General features: G+C 43.0%; 14 protein-coding genes. 12 read left to right on the top strand and 2 right to left on the bottom strand.

What is annotated here, in order from left to right:
- Positions 1-83: 83 nt before the first annotated feature.
- Complete coding sequence (locus H7992_RS13935) at positions 84-320, bottom strand: DUF2627 domain-containing protein (RefSeq protein WP_067209866.1); 237 nt, start codon at positions 318-320, stop codon at positions 84-86.
- Positions 321-447: 127 nt separating this feature from the next.
- On the opposite strand from H7992_RS13935, the gene H7992_RS13930 reads away from it, so the two are divergent.
- The 11 genes from H7992_RS13930 (at position 448) to meaB (ending at position 15,874) form a co-directional block, all read left to right on the top strand.
- Positions 448-2,490: a sigma 54-interacting transcriptional regulator gene (locus tag H7992_RS13930; RefSeq protein ID WP_187044992.1), complete on the top strand. Its 2,043-nt coding sequence runs from the start codon at positions 448-450 to the stop codon at positions 2,488-2,490.
- A 28-nt stretch (positions 2,491-2,518) separates the two neighbouring features.
- Positions 2,519-3,424 (top strand): phosphate butyryltransferase, encoded by a 906-nt coding sequence (gene yqiS, locus H7992_RS13925; protein ID WP_187044991.1) that lies wholly within the window; start codon positions 2,519-2,521, stop codon positions 3,422-3,424.
- 212 nt (positions 3,425-3,636) lie between these two features.
- The gene (locus H7992_RS13920; RefSeq protein WP_067209859.1) at positions 3,637-4,731 is read left to right on the top strand and encodes a Leu/Phe/Val dehydrogenase; all 1,095 of its coding nucleotides are present in this window, start codon (positions 3,637-3,639) and stop codon (positions 4,729-4,731) included.
- A gap of 172 nt (positions 4,732-4,903) precedes the next feature.
- Complete coding sequence (gene buk, locus H7992_RS13915; RefSeq protein ID WP_067209854.1) at positions 4,904-6,004, top strand: butyrate kinase; 1,101 nt, start codon at positions 4,904-4,906, stop codon at positions 6,002-6,004.
- A gap of 28 nt (positions 6,005-6,032) precedes the next feature.
- Entirely contained in the window at positions 6,033-7,460 is a 1,428-nt protein-coding gene (gene lpdA, locus H7992_RS13910) for a dihydrolipoyl dehydrogenase (protein WP_187044989.1), read from the top strand.
- Positions 7,461-7,520: 60 nt separating this feature from the next.
- On the top strand, positions 7,521-8,528 hold the full coding sequence (locus tag H7992_RS13905; RefSeq protein WP_067209849.1) for a thiamine pyrophosphate-dependent dehydrogenase E1 component subunit alpha: 1,008 nt from the start codon (positions 7,521-7,523) through the stop codon (positions 8,526-8,528).
- Positions 8,528-9,511 (top strand): alpha-ketoacid dehydrogenase subunit beta, encoded by a 984-nt coding sequence (locus tag H7992_RS13900; protein ID WP_067209847.1) that lies wholly within the window; start codon positions 8,528-8,530, stop codon positions 9,509-9,511. Before H7992_RS13905 ends, H7992_RS13900 begins: the two co-directional genes overlap by 1 nt.
- A gap of 20 nt (positions 9,512-9,531) precedes the next feature.
- A complete protein-coding gene (locus H7992_RS13895) occupies positions 9,532-10,848 on the top strand; it encodes a dihydrolipoamide acetyltransferase family protein (protein ID WP_187044988.1) in 1,317 nt (438 codons plus the stop codon).
- Between the two features lie 121 nt (positions 10,849-10,969).
- A complete protein-coding gene (locus H7992_RS13890; protein ID WP_187044987.1) occupies positions 10,970-12,652 on the top strand; it encodes a methylmalonyl-CoA mutase family protein in 1,683 nt (560 codons plus the stop codon).
- A complete protein-coding gene (gene scpA, locus H7992_RS13885) occupies positions 12,639-14,798 on the top strand; it encodes a methylmalonyl-CoA mutase (protein WP_187044986.1) in 2,160 nt (719 codons plus the stop codon). The genes H7992_RS13890 and scpA overlap by 14 nt, the downstream gene beginning before the upstream one ends.
- A gap of 41 nt (positions 14,799-14,839) precedes the next feature.
- A complete protein-coding gene (gene meaB / locus H7992_RS13880) occupies positions 14,840-15,874 on the top strand; it encodes a methylmalonyl Co-A mutase-associated GTPase MeaB (RefSeq protein ID WP_187047902.1) in 1,035 nt (344 codons plus the stop codon).
- A gap of 247 nt (positions 15,875-16,121) precedes the next feature.
- Here meaB and H7992_RS13875 read toward each other — a convergent pair whose 3' ends face one another.
- A complete protein-coding gene (locus H7992_RS13875) occupies positions 16,122-17,213 on the bottom strand; it encodes a carbohydrate kinase (protein ID WP_187044985.1) in 1,092 nt (363 codons plus the stop codon).
- A gap of 284 nt (positions 17,214-17,497) precedes the next feature.
- Here H7992_RS13875 and H7992_RS13870 point away from each other — a divergent pair, with 284 nt between their 5' ends.
- Positions 17,498-18,370, top strand: a complete 873-nt coding sequence (locus H7992_RS13870) for an EamA family transporter (protein ID WP_187047901.1) — start codon at positions 17,498-17,500, stop codon at positions 18,368-18,370.
- The last annotated feature ends 113 nt before the right edge of the window (positions 18,371-18,483 follow it).

Below are 18,483 nucleotides of genomic sequence, written 5' to 3'. Positions count from 1 at the left end.
GGACCAAGACTGAACAGTCTTGGTCCTTTTGCAATTCGCTCAAATAGATTGTAGACGATTGCTCTTAGTTACGATATACACTGTTACTTTTGTTTAAACCGTTCTTGCACGCGTCCTTTTCGTCGATCGCGACGTAATAAAAAGCCCGCAAAAAACCATAGACCTCCCGCGAACAATAATAAGCCTACAACGAATTGAAGCCAAATGAACGGAAATGGGTTAAATAATACGCCAAATATCGAATCTCGCATTAATTTTATACCGCCGGCCGCAAAAAGTCCGGGGATTAGCAAGACCATAAATGCTGCTAGACGTGCCATATACGACAACTCCTTACCGAATCTAATTTTACCTACTCTAATTTGATTGTCAAGAACAGCGCTTTCATGTATGATGAAATTGTAATTGCAAAAGATTGCATGGTTCAAAAAAGGAGAATGAACATCCTTGCAAAACGTTCTCATTGTCGGGGCGGGGACAGGCGGATCGATAATACTGGACCTTCTCCAAAATTTAGAATTCATGAATGTAAACGCAATCATTGATACTGATGAACATGCACCGGGAATAATACGTGCAAAAAAACAGGGCATCGCATATGGGATGGATTGGACAAGTTACCTGACCGACGATTTGCATATTATTTTCGATGTGACCGGTGACAAGTCTGTATTCGCTGAGCTATTAAAAGCGAGGCCTGCCCATACCGTACTTATACCTGGTTCCGTCGCAAATCTCCTTGTAAGGCTGCTTGAGGAGAACGATACATACATTAAGCGCATTCATATAGAAATGCATAAGCAGCGAATGATCTTTGATTCAATTGAAGAGGGCATGGTTGGAATCGACGAAGAAGGAACTGTTGATTTCTTCAATAAAAGTGCCTCTAAGATGATTGGTTTCCCAATTGAAGAGGCTTTTGGTCGGATGATTACGGATGTAATTCCGACGACAGAGCTTCCAAGGGTATTCGATTCAGGCGTGGCGGAATTGAATGAGGAACAGATTCTTGGAAATGGCTTGAAAATAGTTACTTCTCGTTATCCACTCTTTGATTCCGCCGGGAAAAAAGTCGGTGCATTCGCGGTGTTTAAAGATATTACGGAGGTAGTTGCCCTAGCGGAGGAAATCACAGATTTGAAAAAAGTGAAGACTATGTTGGAAGCAATCATACATTCGAGTGACGATGCCATCTCGGTCGTTGACGATAAGGGGAATGGTATCCTTGTCAATCCAGCCTATACACGGATTACGGGCCTTACTGAAGACGAAATAATAGGTAAGCCCGCGAACGCGGACATCAACGAAGGTGAAAGTATTCATATGAGAGTACTTAAGTCGAGAAAGCCGGTTCGTGGCGTCAATATGCGTATAGGTGAAAATAACAGGGAAGTAATTGTCAATGTTGCACCAATCATTGTCGATCATCAAGTGAAGGGTAGTGTTGGTGTCATTCATGACATCACTGAAATGCGCAACTTGATGAAAGAACTTGACCAGGCACGGACAATTATTAGGAAACTTGAATCAACCTATACATTCGATGATATCTTCGGCGGTTCGTCTGATATTGAAATTTCAATCGAGCAGGCCAAGTTAGCTGCCAAATCTGACATTCCAGTCCTTCTTCGAGGAGAAGCGGGAACTGGGAAAGAATTGTTTGCGCATGCCATTCACAGTGGCTCCGAACGACGGTTTAATAAGTTTATCCGTGTGAATTGTTCGGCAATGCAATCATCTAAATTGGAAGCGGAGCTATTCGGACAAGAATCTGAGGTTTCTCAAAGTGGGAATAGTAGCACACAAGGCCTTTTTCAAGAGTCTGCACAGGGAACGTTATTCCTTGACGAAGTGGCTGACTTGCCGCTTGTGGTTCAGGCGAGGCTGCTTAACTATTTAAAAAGCGGAACAATCTTCAAAAATGGGGGGACCTATCCCGTTCATTTGTCCGTTCGTGTCATTGCAGCGTCTACGAAAAACTTAGAAAAGGCGATGCATGAAGGAACGTTTATTGAAGAACTTTATTATGTGTTAAACCGACTCTCAATCCAAATTGCGCCGCTACGATCTCGGAAAAAAGATATTCCATCCATTATTGGGCACCTACTAGTAAGGTTAAATCAGGAATTCGGGATGAATATTGAGAAAATTACCGATGAAGCGCAAGAGCGTCTTAAGCAATATGACTGGCCAGGAAATGTACGTGAACTTGAAAATGTACTTAGCCGCGCTATGATTTATATGGAGTCGGGAGATGCCGTTATCGAATTGATAGATGTGGTTAAATCCCTATCATCTAGGGAAAACACGGAAGAGGAACAGATTCTTCCTGAAAAAAGCACACTTACTTCGATTATGGATGAATACGAAAAAACCATTCTTGAAACGGCTCTCCGTGAAAATACTGGTAACAAATCATTAACTGCCAATAGGCTTGGTATTTCACTGCGATCACTTTATTATAAACTTGAGAAATTCAGCCTCATTTAATCGTCATGTAGTCAAAGGAGGAGAGACAATGGTTACACTTGACTCATTCATCAGTCTGGCCGCATCGAAGAACGGTCCGGTTGTTGCTGTCGCATCTGCAGCAGATCGAGAAGTGCTTGAAGCGGTTAGTATTGCTAGTGAAAAAGGCATTGCTTCATTCATGCTTTTCGCTGATGAAAGTCGTATCAGCGAGATGATTCAAACAAATTTCCCTTGGTTACTAGATAATGAAAAAATTAGTATCCATCATGCTGAAGACGATAGCTACGCAGCTGCACTCTCAGTGAAAGCGGTTTCAAGTGGACAAGCACATGTCCTGATGAAAGGGAACTTAGCAACATCTACCATCCTTAAGGCGGTGTTGAATGGCGACTATGGTTTACGCACAGGGAAAATACTGTCGCATGTCGCAGCGTTCGAAGTTGCCGGTTATGACCGTTTACTTTTCGTGACGGACGCGGCAATGAACATCGCACCTGACCTAGAAGCAAAAGCACAAATCATTCGTAATGCAGTTGCTACTGCGCATGCGTGTGGTGTGCTTGAACCAATCGTCGCTCCCTTGGCTGCTGTCGAAACGGTGAATCCGGCAATGACACCAACGACAGATGCCGCGTCGCTAGTAGTAATGAATCGACGTGGTCAAATCACTGGTTGCATTGTTGACGGTCCACTTGCCCTTGATAATGCAGTATCAGAGAAGGCTGCTGCGCAAAAAGGAATTACAGGGGAAACAGCTGGTAAAGCCGATATTCTTGTCGTTCCGAATATCGAAGCAGGCAATATTCTCTACAAATCACTTATGTACTTCGCCAACGCGAAAGTCGGTGCGATTATCCAAGGCGCCAAAGCACCAATCGTCCTTACATCAAGGGCGGACAGTGCCGAAAGTAAACTTTACTCACTAGCACTAGCAATTCTTTCGATAAAGTAAAAAACAAAAGCGTAAGCGCCTGTTCAGAGGCGACAGGCATAAGACGGGCTGGCGAAGCGGCGTTCTTTGCCGCACAGCTTGACCAACTTATGACCCGAGTCTCTAGGCGCTGGAGTCTAGACGTGAACACTCTATTGAATAAATTATCCACAGTACGAGATTTTTAGTTTCTTAAAAATAAAAATGAACGATACCCTTAGGAGGAATTTACAATGGAAATTTTCAAATATATGGAACATCAGGATTATGAACAACTTGTTATTTGTCAGGATAAAGCTTCAGGACTAAAAGCGATCATCGCTATTCATGATACGACACTCGGCCCAGCGCTTGGTGGAACACGAATGTGGACGTATGCAAGTGAAGAAGAAGCAATTGAAGACGCACTTCGCCTTGCGCGCGGTATGACTTACAAAAACGCAGCTGCTGGATTGAATCTTGGTGGCGGAAAAACAGTTATTATAGGAAATCCAAAAACAGATAAAAACGATGAAATGTTCCGTGCTTTCGGTCGTTATATTGAAGGTTTGAACGGTCGTTATATCACTGCGGAAGATGTGGGAACAACTGAAGCGGATATGGATTTAATTAATCTTGAAACAGATTATGTTACAGGTACTTCTGCTGGAGCGGGTTCATCTGGTAATCCTTCGCCTGTTACTGCTTATGGTATTTATTACGGTATGAAGGCAGCAGCAAAAGAAGCATTTGGAGACGACTCGCTAGCGGGCAAAACAGTAGCGGTACAAGGTGTCGGAAACGTTGCTTATGCACTTTGTGAGTATTTGCACGAAGAAGGTGCAAAACTAATCATCACGGATATCAACGAAGAAGCAGTTCAGCGTGCAGTTGATGCATTCGGTGCAACAGCAGTCGGCATCAATGAAATTTACTCTCAAGAAGCAGATATCTTCGCACCATGTGCACTAGGTGCAATCATAAACGATGAGACGATTCCACAATTGAAAGCAAAAGTTATTGCAGGATCTGCTAACAATCAATTGAAAGAAACGCGTCACGGCGATTTAATCCATGAAATGGGTATTGTTTACGCACCTGACTACGTTATCAACTCGGGCGGCGTTATCAACGTTGCAGATGAGCTTGATGGTTATAACCGTGAACGTGCACTTAAACGCGTAGAAGGAATCTATGACGTAATCGGGAAAATTTTCGCAATCTCAAAACGTGATAATATCCCAACGTATGTTGCAGCTGACCGCATGGCGGAAGAGCGTATTGCACGTGTTGCTAATACAAGAAGCACTTTCCTACAAAACGAAAAAAGCGTACTTTCAAGACGCTAATAAAGAAAAGCGAAAGCGACCTGTTTAGACGCGACAGGCATAAGATAGACCGGCGAAACGACGTTCTTTGTCGTGCACAGGAGGGATGCAATTCAATCCCTCCCAGATAGCTTATGACCCGAGCGTCTGGTCGCAGTAGCTAGACATAAAGAAAAGAAAAGGCTGCATTGATATGGAAGGAGGACCTATTGTGCATGAGAATCACCATAGGATCCTAGTTATTAACCCAGGATCTACATCAACAAAAATAGGTGTCTTTGAAGGCGAAAGTCAACTGATGGAAAGTACGTTGAGGCATAGTTCAGAAGAAATTGCACAGTACCCTTCCATCATCGATCAATACAGTTTTCGTAAAGAGGCAATCCTTGAGTCACTTGAAAAAGAAGGCATTAACATCACTACACTAGCTGCCATTTGCGGTCGGGGCGGGCTTCTCCGTCCGATCGAAGGTGGTACTTACCCTGTTAACGAAGCGATGATACAAGACTTGAAAACAGGTTATTCAGGTCAACATGCATCGAACCTCGGGGGCATAATTGCGCATGAAATCGCAACCAGCCTAAACCTTCCCGCTTTCATCGTCGACCCCGTCGTCGTCGATGAACTTGCACCAATCGCGCGAATTTCTGGATTTTCGGCCATTAATCGAAAATCCATATTCCATGCGCTGAACCAAAAAGCGGTTGCAAGACGCTACGCAAAACAAGTCGGTAAAAAATACGACACACTCCGGTTGATTATCACCCATATGGGCGGGGGTATAACTGTCGGTGTACATGAATTCGGCAAAGTAATTGATGTAAACAATGGACTTCACGGAGATGGACCATTCAGCCCTGAACGTGCGGGAACCGTACCTGCGGGGGATCTCATCGAACTATGTTTTTCTGGAGAGTACTTCCGTCACGAAGTAATGAAAAAACTTGTTGGTCAAGGTGGTCTCGTTGGCTATCTCGGAACGAACGATGCAGTTCGCGTTGAACAACGAATTGAAGATGGTGATGAAAAAGCAAAACTAGTTTACGAGGCAATGGCCTACCAAGTTGCTAAGGAAATTGGTAGTGCGGCTGCTGTCCTTCACGGCCAAGTGGATGCGATTATCCTTACGGGTGGCCTTGCTTACGGCAAAGGGTTTGTGAAGGATATTACATCCAGAATCGACTGGATAGCGGATATAGTTGTGTATGCTGGAGAAGATGAACTACAAGCACTTGCAGAAGGCGCACTCCGCGTTCTAACTGGTGAAGAAATAGCTAAAATCTACCCGTCTTGACGGGTCGTTGTGAGGGAGGCCATCTATAATGGCGAGGGAATATGATGTAGTTATTTTAGGAGGCGGAACGGGTGGCTATGTCGCTGCGATTCGCGCCGCTCAATTGGGACTGAAAACAGCACTTGTTGAAAAAGGGAAACTAGGCGGCACATGCTTGCACAAAGGGTGTATCCCGAGTAAAGCATTGTTAAAAAGTGCTGAAGTATTCGATACGGCAAAAAATCAGGCTGCAGAGTTTGGGGTAAATACAAAAGACGTATCACTGGATTTCAGTCGTGTACAAGCACGAAAAGACGGTATCGTTAAACAGCTACATGCTGGCGTGACTGCCCTAATGAAAAAAGGGAAAATCGACGTATTTGATGGACTTGGCAGAATGCTTGGACCATCAATCTTTTCGCCAATGCCGGGTACTATTTCGGTTGAAATGAACAATGGTGACGAAAACGAAATGCTCATCTTGAAAAACCTGATTATCGCAACAGGATCTAGACCACGTACATTACCCGGTTTGGAAATTGATGAAAATCAAGTCATGTCTTCTGATGGGGCGCTTTCTATGGAAGCACTTCCTAAGTCGATTATCATCGTTGGTGGTGGAGTCATCGGTATAGAATGGGCTTCTATGCTCAATGATTTCGGTGTCGAAGTCACTGTTCTCGAATATGCAGATCGAATTATTCCGACTGAAGACGATGACATCTCGAAAGAAATGAAAAAGCTATTGACGAAAAAAGGAATCACTTTTGTGACAAGTGCGAAAGTTCTCCCAGAAACCCTCGTTAAAAAAGAAGGAACTGTCACAATTTCTGCGGAAATGAATGGCGAAACGACGGCGTTCACAGCTGAAAAAATGCTTGTTTCTGTCGGTCGTCAAGCAAATGTCGAAGGAATTGGTCTGGACAATACGGAAATTGAAATCATCAATGGTTATATTAAAACAAGACCAACATTTCAAACAAAAGAACATCATATTTATGCAATTGGTGATGTTATTGGCGGGCTGCAACTAGCGCATGTTGCTTCTCACGAAGGAATTGCGGCTGTTGAACATATTGCAGGTCTAAAAAATGAAGCGATTGATTATACAAAAATATCGCGTTGCATTTATTCTAGTCCCGAAGCGTCAAGCGTCGGCATAACAGAGAAGCAAGCGAAAGAACAGGGCTTTGATGTCAAAGTCGGGAAATTCCCGTTTATGGCCATCGGAAAAGCACTTGTCAATGGAAATTCGGATGGTTTTGTAAAAATCATTGCCGATAAAAAGACAGACGATATTCTAGGTGTTCATATGATAGGTGCACACGTGACTGATTTGATATCCGAAGCAGGACTCGCGATGGTGCTCGATGCGACGCCGTGGGAAGTGGCAAGCACGATTCATCCACATCCATCGCTTTCTGAAGTAATGGGCGAAGCCGCTTTAGCCGTAGATGGCAAAGCAATTCATATGTAAAAAAGAGTCTCAATTAGTCTAAGACACAAGACTGCGAACCATAGAAGGGGGATTTTAGAAATGGCAAAAACGCGTCATGAAGAACTAGGTTTAACAAATGAAGATGCACTGCAAATTTTTGAAACGATGTTAATGGCTCGTCGTATTGATGAACGTATGTGGCTCCTTAACCGTGCAGGAAAGATTCCATTCGTTATTTCATGTCAGGGGCAGGAAGCAGCACAAGTTGGAGCAGCTTTCGCTCTTGATAAAGATAAAGACTGGATTGCACCATACTATCGGGATATGGGCGTTGTTCTACATTTTGGAATGACTCCGCAAGATTTGATGCTGTCCGCATTCGCAAAAGCAGAAGATCCGAACTCAGGTGGTCGTCAAATGCCTGGTCACTTCGGTCAGCGCAAAAATCGTATTTTGACAGGATCATCTCCTGTTACGACGCAACTACCGCACGCAGTTGGGGTAGCTCTTGCGGCGAAGATGAAGAAGGAAGATTTCATTACTTTCGTTACACTTGGGGAAGGTTCATCTAACCAAGGAGATTTCCACGAAGGCATGAACTTTGCAGGTGTCCATAAATTACCGACTGTTATCATGGTTGAAAATAATAAATATGCAATTTCAGTTCCTGTTGAAAAACAACTTGGCTGTGTTAATGTTTCCGACCGTGCAATCGGTTACGGAATGCCGGGTGTTACAGTTGATGGAACAGACCCACTTGAAGTATACAAAGTGGTCAAAGAAGCAGCAGATCGTGCACGACGTGGAGAAGGTCCAAGTCTTGTAGAGACAATCTGTTACCGATTGACGGCTCACTCATCAGACGATGATCAACGTCAATACCGTGATGCAGAAGAGCTTGAAAATGAAAAGAAACTTGACCCGATTCCAATGTTCGCAGCTTATTTGAAAGAAGTAGGCGCACTAACTGATGAACTTGAAAAAGAAATGGAAGAACGCATCATGAAAGAAGTGAACGAAGCGACCGATTATGCGGAAAGCGCTGCGTACGCTGAACCTGAATCTGCGATGCTCCATGTGTATGCTGAAGATGGGGGGAACGAATAATGGCTGTTATGTCTTATATCGATGCAATCACACTTGCAATGAAAGAAGAAATGGAACGAGACGACCGCGTTTTCGTTCTCGGAGAAGACGTTGGACGTAAAGGTGGAGTCTTTAAGGCTACGGCAGGTCTTTACGATCAATTCGGAGAATACCGCGCACTTGATACACCGCTTGCGGAATCTGCAATTGCAGGTGTCGGAATTGGTGCAGCAATGTACGGGTTACGTCCAATTGCTGAAATGCAGTTTGCTGATTTCATCATGCCGGCTGTGAACCAAATTGTTTCGGAAGCAGCAAAAATACGTTACCGTTCGAATAACGACTGGTCTTGTCCAATTGTTATTCGTGCACCATTCGGAGGCGGTATCCACGGGGCGCTGTATCACTCGCAGTCTGTCGAATCGATGTTCGCAAGCACACCGGGATTAAAAATCGTTATACCGTCAACGCCATATGATGCAAAAGGGCTTCTTAAAGCGGCAATCCGCGATGAAGATCCAGTATTATTCTTTGAACATAAACGCGCTTATCGTTTAATTAAAGGCGAAGTGCCTTTAGATGACTACGTATTGCCAATTGGCAAAGCAGATGTTAAACGTGAGGGCGATGATATTACAATCATCACTTACGGACTATGTGTCCATTTTGCATTGCAAGCCGCTGAACGTCTTGCAGAAGATGGAATTTCTACTCATATCCTTGACCTTCGGACTGTCTATCCACTTGACCAAGAAGCAATCATTGAAGCAGCTTCGAAAACAGGGAAAGTCCTCTTAGTTACTGAAGATAATAAAGAAGGAAGCATTATGGGAGAAGTTGCAGCAATAATTGCTGAAAACTGCCTGTTTGAACTTGATGCGCCAATTAAACGTCTTGCTGGACCAGATATTCCAGCGATGCCATATGCACCGACAATGGAGAAATTCTTCATGGTCAATCCAGACAAAGTAGAGAAGGCAGCGCGTGAACTCGCAGAATTTTAATCGGGAAGGAGGTCAATCAATTGGCTATTGAAAATATTTTAATGCCCCAACTCGGTGAAAGTGTGACAGAAGGCACAATCGAGAAATGGCTTGTCAAACCGGGGGATACAGTTAACAAATATGATTCACTTGCAGAAGTTAATACAGACAAAGTAACAGCAGAAGTACCTTCTTCATTTACAGGTGTCATCAAGGAATTGATCGCACAGGAGGGAGAGACGCTTGCAGTTGGAGCGCTTGTTTGTACGATTGAAACTGAAGGTGGAGGAGCTGCGGAAGTCGCAGTAGAAGCGGTACCAGCTAAGGCAGAACCTGCAAACGAAATGCCTGCTGCAGGTTCTCAAAAACCGGCTTCATCTTTGAATCGTGAAAAAGGAACGGCAGCAGGACGCTATTCTCCTGCAGTACTTCGTCTATCACAGGATAACGGCATTGATTTGTCACTTGTGGAAGGTTCAGGGAAAGAAGGACGCATCACGCGTAAAGATTTGCTTGCTATAATCGAGAGTGGCAACATTCCGACAGCAGCAGTAACTACTGAAGCGCCTGTTGTAGAAACGGCAGCTCCAACGTCGGTTACACAGGCGGCACCTGCACCGAAAGCAGCGGAGCCAGCCAATGTACCTGTTGCAGTAGGCGATATCGAAATCCCTGTTACAGGCGTGCGTCGTGCCATTGCTAGCAATATGCTGCGCTCAAAACACGAAGCTCCACACGCATGGATGATGATTGAAGTCGATGTTACGAGTCTTGTTCAATACCGCGATTCCTTGAAAAATGATTTCAAAAAGAAGGAAGGCTTCAACCTGACATACTTCGCATTCTTCGTGAAAGCAGTATCTCAAGCATTGAAAGAATTCCCTATGATGAACTCAATGTGGGCCGGCGACAAAATCATTCAGAAAAAAGATATCAATATTTCCATCGCAGTGGCGACGGAAGATTCCCTTTACGTTCCAGTCATCAATAATGCTGATGAAAAAACAATCAAAGGCATTGGACGTGATATTCAGGAGCTTGCAGGTAAAGTGCGTTCAGGTAAACTGAAATCATCCGAAATGCAAGGTGGTACATTCACAGTGAATAATACCGGCTCATTCGGTTCTGTTCAGTCAATGGGTATCATCAACCACCCGCAAGCAGCAATACTACAAGTCGAATCAATCGTTAAACGTCCTGTTGTGATGGACGGCGGCATGATCGGTGTGCGTGATATGGTGAACTTATGTCTATCACTCGATCACCGCGTTCTTGACGGTCTTGTTTGCGGACAATTCCTCGCACGAGTGAAAGCGATACTCGAAAACGTAACTGCAGAAAATACATCCATTTACTGATCAAAATTGTAAACCCCAGTGCCGTAAAATATAGCGCTGGGGTTTATTTTATCTTTCAACAAAAGCGTTACTCGGGTAAACTAGTAATAGATTGATTATTTTGAGGAGGGAAGCGCAAAATATGACCATACATAACATGCAAACAACAACATTCGATAAAGCGGGATTTGAACAATGGAAAGAAGTCGCTGTCCAGTCATTGAAAGGAAAGCCTTTCGATTCGCTTATCACGAAAACGATTGAAGGGATTGACCTTCAGCCATTATATACGCAGGAAAGTCTTGCGAAACGTGCACAGCTAATTCGTGCGGCAAAAAAAGAGACAGGCTGGATTGTTGCACAGCAACCATATGCTACGGATGGACAAAAGTTCGTCGCTGACCTGAAAAGTTCGATTGAACGTGGCAATGAAGCGATTGTTTACGATGGGGCAAAAACACTTCACTGGGAAGAGTCTTCTCTCGCTGAAATCGCCCAACTTATGAAGCAATATCCGATTTTCATTACAAATATGAAGCATGATAACTCATTTCTGAAAGCGTTTTCCCTTGTCCCAGAAATGGATCGTTCCTCCGTTAACGGGGCAATTTCGGTCTCTGGTTGGACTCTTCCAGCAGGATACACAAACGTCCGGACAGCTAGCGCGGATATGTGGGTTGCACATCACAAAGGCGCGGATGCAGTGACTGAACTTGCATTAGTCCTCGCATATGCAGCGGATCAAGCTTCAAAAGTGGACAATTTTAGTGATTTTGCCGATGACTTTTTTGTTCGATTTGCAGTTGATACGCATTTCTTTATGGAAATTTCAAAGTTCCGTGCGTTTCGTGTTCTTTGGCAAGCATTCAGTTCTGCGTATGGGGTAGCTGAAGCTCCATATGTACCAATCATTGCAATAACATCGTTGCGTTCTTACTCAAAACTAGATCCGTATGTCAACGTCTTGCGTGCAGGCAATGAAACATTCGCCGCAGTTCTTGGCGGCGCTGACGTTATTACAGTTCACCCACACAATATTATTACTGGACCGACAAGCAGTTCTGTACGTATGGCACGAAATATCCAACTTGTTATTAAAGAAGAAACTCATTCCGATAAAGTAATTGATCCTGCAGGCGGTTCTTATTTCATGGAAACCTTGACGTCTGAACTTGTTGATAAATCATGGACACTCTTTTTGGAAATACAGTCTACAGGCGGCTATGATGCATTCATTGCCAGTGACAAGTTCGGGAAATTACTTGAGCAACGTAGGGGCGATGTTTCGAAAGGGAAACAGTCGTTGATTGGTACAAATGTTTACGCTGAATTGACGGATACGAACTTTACTGATTGGGATGGCATTCAATTTGAAGGACGTCTTGCAGAACCTTTCGAAAAACTAGCTGCACTGCAAAAAGATAGTGCGACGCGAATTGCATTGCTGACGTTCGGCGAGTTAAAAGATTTCAAACCACGTGCAGATTTTGTCGGCGGCTTTTTAGCGACAGGTGGTATGCGCGCTGAATGGGGTCCAACATTCGATAATGCACAACAAGCTGTTACATGGCTTGCGGATGACAAGCCGGATTATGCAATTGTTTGTGCAACATCCAGCCTAACTGAAACGATAATGGAACAATTGCTGGCAGGACGCCCAGAAGGACTTGTCTTGGATGTGGCAGGAAAGTACGATTCTGCACTGTCAGAAACATGGCTTAATGCCGGTCTAAATGGCTTCATCTATGCGGGTCAAGATAAAGTAGGAAAACTAATAGCTATCAACGACAAATTGGAAGGGGCTGCGTCTGATGAACAAGCCTGATTTCAACAAAGTAGACTTGCGGCAGATTGCTAGCAGTTCGGCAAAAACAGTAACCCAGTCAGGGCAACTTTTTAGAACAAATGAAGGTATCGATGTTAAAATGCTCTATACCGGTAAAGACACGGAGAACCTATCCCATTTGACTGATTTACCTGGCATCGCACCAAATACTAGGGGTCCCTATCCGACAATGTTCGTTTCTAGACCGTGGACAGTCCGTCAATACGCCGGATTCTCAACTGCTGAGGAAAGCAATGCCTTTTACCGCCGAAATTTGGCGATGGGGCAAAAAGGATTATCTGTCGCATTCGACCTTGCGACTCACCGCGGCTATGACTCTGATCATCCACGTGTGACTGGGGATGTCGGAAAAGCAGGCGTTGCTATTGATTCGGTAGAGGATATGAAAATCCTATTTGATGGTATTCCGCTCGATCAGATGTCAGTATCTATGACAATGAACGGCGCGGTATTGCCAATTATGGCGTTTTATATCGTTGCGGCTGAAGAACAGGGAGTGTCACCTGAAAAACTTGCTGGTACCATCCAAAATGATATATTGAAGGAGTATATGGTGAGAAATACGTATATTTTCCCGCCAGAAATGTCGATGAAAATCATAGCGGATATTTTTGATTACACATCCACTAAAATGCCGAAATTTAACTCGATTTCAATTTCTGGCTATCATATGCAAGAAGCGGGCGCAACGGCGGATATCGAGCTTGCCTATACACTTGCGGATGGTCTTGAATATGTCAGGACAGGTTTGAAAGCAGGCATTGATATCGATTCATTCGCACCTAGACTATCGTTTTTCTGGGCGGTAGGCATGAATTACTTCATGGAAGTTGCCAAAATGCGCGCGGCACGGAAAATGTGGGCGCAAATGATGCAGACGTTTGAACCGAAAAATCCAAAGTCACTTGCGCTACGTACACATTCACAAACGTCAGGCTGGAGTTTGACGGAACAAGATCCGTTCAACAATATAACGCGAACATTAATAGAAGCAAATGCTGCAGCGATGGGGCATACACAGTCACTCCATACCAATGCGCTTGACGAAGCAATTGCATTGCCGACAGATTTCTCAGCACGGATTGCTCGGAATACGCAATTGTTCCTGCAAGAAGAGACGATGATGACCAAAGTGATTGATCCATGGGGCGGCTCATACTATGTTGAAAAATTGACAGATGAGTTGATGGATAAAGCTTGGGAATTAATCACAGAAATCGAGGAACTCGGCGGAATGGCGAAAGCGATTGAAACCGGCCTTCCCAAAATGAAAATCGAAGAAGCGGCCGCAAAACGTCAGGCTCAAATCGACTCCCGTGCAGAATCAATTATCGGTGTAAATAAATACCGTTTAGATACTGAAGATCCAATCGATATTTTGGACATTGACAATACGCTAGTACGCCAGAAACAAATCGATCGTATCAATCAGATGAAAGCAGACAGAGACGAAGCGAAAGTAACGACTATCCTAGCCGAGTTGACTGAAATTGCACGTAGTGGCGACGGTAATCTTTTAGCATGTGCCGTTAATGCAGCACGTGCACGCGCAACCATCGGTGAAATATCAGATGCGATTGAAAGTGTATCAGGTAGACATAAGGCGGTGATTCGTTCGGTGAGTGGCGTTTACAGTTCGAATTTCTCGAACACAGAAGAAATTGACGAAGTAAAAATGATGGCAGAAGATTTCCTTGGAAATGAAGGGCGTCGTCCACGTATCCTTATCGCAAAAATGGGACAAGACGGTCATGACCGCGGTGCAAAAGTAATCGCTTCCTCATTTGCAGATCTTGGTTTTGATGTAGACATCGGGCCATTATTTCAAACGCCAGAAGAAACGGCACTACAAGCCGCTGAAAATGATGTACACGTCATCGGTGTAAGTTCACTTGCTGCGGGTCATAAAACGCTTGTTCCGACACTACGTGAAGAGCTTGCCAAAATTGGTCGAGAAGATATTCTTATTGTCGTCGGTGGGGTTATACCTGCGCAAGATTATGCATTCCTACGTGAAAATGGTGCTGCGGCAATTTTCGGTCCAGGAACCGTCATTCCGGTTGCAGCGCAAAAAGTCATTGAAGAAATCTATCGTAGGCTTGGCTATGAGGAAGTGGCGGATTGAAAGACAACAACCGTTTAACTGATGACAGTGCATTGAATGTGATGGGTGGGATTACTTCCTCACATGATGGCATGGCAGCAACGGCGCGGAAACGTTTTGTGAAAAAGGGCCGCGAAATCCCGGTTGAAGAGTTGTCGGAAAAGATATCAAATGGCTCCCGGCTTCATCTTGCAAAAGGGATTACGCTTCTCGAAAGTATTATTCTAGATGATAAAGTTGCCGGGCAGCAGCTGTTGCTCAATTTGCTTCCTAAAACGGGCAATAGCATCCGGATTGGCATCACCGGAGTTCCAGGTGCAGGGAAAAGCACGTTTATTGAAGCATTCGGCTTAATGCTAGCTAATGCAGGCCACAAAGTTGCCGTGCTTGCTATAGATCCAAGCTCAACTGTAACAGGCGGTAGTATCCTTGGTGATAAAACGCGGATGGAAGAACTTGCAAGGCATCCGAACGCGTTCATTCGCCCCTCACCGTCTGCAGGTACACTTGGTGGTGTTCACAAAAAATCGCGCGAGACGATGTTACTTTGTGAAGCGGCAGGTTATGACGTTATTTTAATAGAAACGGTCGGAGTCGGGCAAAGTGAAACGGTTGTCCGTGGAATGGTCGATTATTTCATGCTGCTGGTACTAACTGGTGCCGGAGATGAACTGCAAGGGATGAAAAAAGGGATTATGGAACTGGCAGACGGGGTTGTTGTTCACAAAGCTGACGGTGATAATTTAAGGTTGGCGAAAAAGACAGTACGGGAATACCGTCAGCTTCTTCACTTCCTCCAGCCTGCATCACCCGGTTGGACTTCGACTGCACTTCCTGTTTCATCAATTAAAAATACAGGTCTTGAAGAGGTTTGGGAAATGATAGTATCATTTAAAGAGACAATGGATGATAGCGGATTCTGGGAAGGGCGCAGGCAATCACAGACGAAAGATTGGTTCCGTTCCATGATTAATGATCGACTTATCGATAGTTTTTTTGCACAACCTGGGAAGAAAGAGGAAGTCATAAAACTCGAGAAGGGGCTACTTGAGGGAAATCTTACTGTGACGGGCGCAGTCGATCGTTTGTTTGGATAAAGCTCCAAGATATAAGAAGGCCGTTTAATGGCATGAGATATTTTTGCTGTTCAAGTGGATGTCAAATAAAACGAATAAACGAACACGATACTATCCTATAAATAAACTACAATTGTATAATAATAAAATAAAGATCAGACATTTACACAAATGTCTGATCTTTTTTGTATATAAATGAATGGTTTGCGTTTATTCATGCACTTCATACTAAAGTTTCGCTTCACGGTGAAAGTAGAACAATGTATTATCACATAAATCCCTCAACTATTTCATGAATTTTTTCGGGTTTTAAAAGTGTAGAGACAGATTCCTCAGTTTGCTGGGTAAGTGCAGAACCTGCAAGCCCCAATTGACAAGCCCGCAATAGTGATTCTTCGTTCATAAGCCCATATATTGCGCATGAAGAAAATGCATCACTAGCCCCTGTGACATCTACAACTTCAGTTTTGAAAGGGGATAAATGCCCAGATTCTTGTGGTGAAGAATAATAAACTCCATGATCATTAAGCGTGATAATAACTTTTTGTACGCCGCGTAGTCTAATCTTTTCACAGACAGTTTGGCAATCCTCAAACGAAGTAATTTTCAACTCAGCAAGTATTTCTGCTTCTTCTTGATTGAGGAGCAATAGTTCTACTCCTTCAAGTTGAAAAGGAAGTTTTTGCGCCTTGGCTGAAGATATAGGATCAATGTACAAGGGAATATTTTCATCCCTGCAACGTTTAATTAAATAACTTATGCAATCCTTAGAAATATTAGTATCCAAAAAAACGGCTTGTGAGGCCACTATATAGGACCATTTCTCTTCGATCATAGAAATCGTTATTTTTTCGTAGATGTTCATATCGGCCATAGAGACAATCATTTCACCATTAACATCCAATAAAGTGGTATAAGTACCTGTTCGTTCTGTCTGCAATACCCATACTTGACTGACATCTACTCCTTGGCTTTTCGTTTCCCTCAGTATCCAGTTACCTTCCTTGTCGTCTCCCACAGAAGTCATAAGAGAAGTGTTATACCCAAGCCGACTTAAATTTTCGGCAAAGTTTCGTGCCACACCACCACAAACTTCAGTTGTTTCAACGGGATTGGATGAATACAAATGCACTTTTTGATTCGATCGCGCTTTCCGGTCTGTGTTTGCTCCACCGATACACACGATGGAAGATTCCTCTTGGAGAATATAAGCACGCCCTTTGATTTCACCGCGTTTTGTCAGTGTAGCAATATAGTTAGCAACCGCTGAACGTGATAAACCGACTTTATTTGATAGTTCTTGCTGTGAAATAAAAGGGTTTATTCTAATATGATGTAATATTTGATGTTCTTTAGACATTAAAATAACCTCGCTTTTAGTTAGACAATAGTTTACAATGTAAACTATTGTCTGTAATGCTGATTTGAAATAAGGGAAAGTAATTCATGGGTGTTGAGAATCTCGTTCATAACCTGAAAATTACGCATTAAGTATAAAAAGATCCTTTATTTAGGAATTGGTACGCTTGTCCAAATCCATTATAAAGGAAACCTGATACGACAATCATACATCAATCTTATCGTTTGGTAAATGCACTACATCCATATATATACAAAACAATTGGAGGAAATAATACAATGAAAATGTGGTTATACCCTTTGTTAGTAGTTTTAGCAGCTAGTAGTTATGGTTTAGTGTCAACTATCATTAAACTTGCAATACAAGGTGGTTTTTCGGTCTCAGAAGCAATTACAAGCCAATTTTTTATAGGGTTTTGTATAGCGGTATGTATTTTTCTTCTAACAAATAGAGAAAAAATAAGCTTTAAAGGGATTAAAATTCTTATTTTAGCAGGAGTATTAACAGGATTGACGAATATTTTTTATGGTCGCTCTTTAATCTATTTACCTGCTTCTTTAGCGGTGGTACTTCTGTTTCAATTTACGTGGATAGGTATGTTGATTTCTTGTATAGCAAAACGGCAACTCCCAAGTCGAATCGAGTTTATTTCGTTAATCGTTTTGTTTGCAGGAACTATACCAGCTGCAGGTTTGATTGATGTAGATTTATCTCAAATACCTATTCAAGGTTGGTTATGGGGTTTAACTGCAGCTCTTTGTTTTTCTTTATTTTTATTTGTTAATAGCAAGCCAATTAAGAGTATGAATACATCTAACCGATTACTATTGGTTTCCTTTTTTGCTTTTATGACAACAGCTACTTTTCAGTCTCCAGAAATCATTTGGAATGGAACACTGTTTGGTGAGGGACTCTGGGTATATGGTTTGGCATTAGGATTGTTCGGTATGATCATACCGGTTTATTTATTTACCATCGCAGTTCCTAAAGTAGGATTGGGTATGTCGTCAATATTGAGTGCTTTTGAATTGCCGATTGCGGTGTTGGTTTCAGTTATATTATTAAGTGAAATCGTTACTCCACTACAAATAGTAGGTATAGTAATCATCATTATGGGTATCATTTTACCAACAGTCTTAAAAAAGGATAAATTGTAGATTGAAAAAAATTTAAAGCATTTTAAACATAATCGTAAATAGACAAGTCCTCATCCAATTTGATAAAAAGGGTGGGGTATTTTTTTTAGAGTAGATTTTCAGATGGGTTATTT

It is taken from the genome of Sporosarcina sp. resist (assembly GCF_014302295.1).
GTDB lineage: Bacteria > Bacillota > Bacilli > Bacillales_A > Planococcaceae > Sporosarcina > Sporosarcina psychrophila.
Note: the sequence above shows the minus strand (reverse complement) of the source record. Positions and strands in the feature narration are given on the sequence as shown.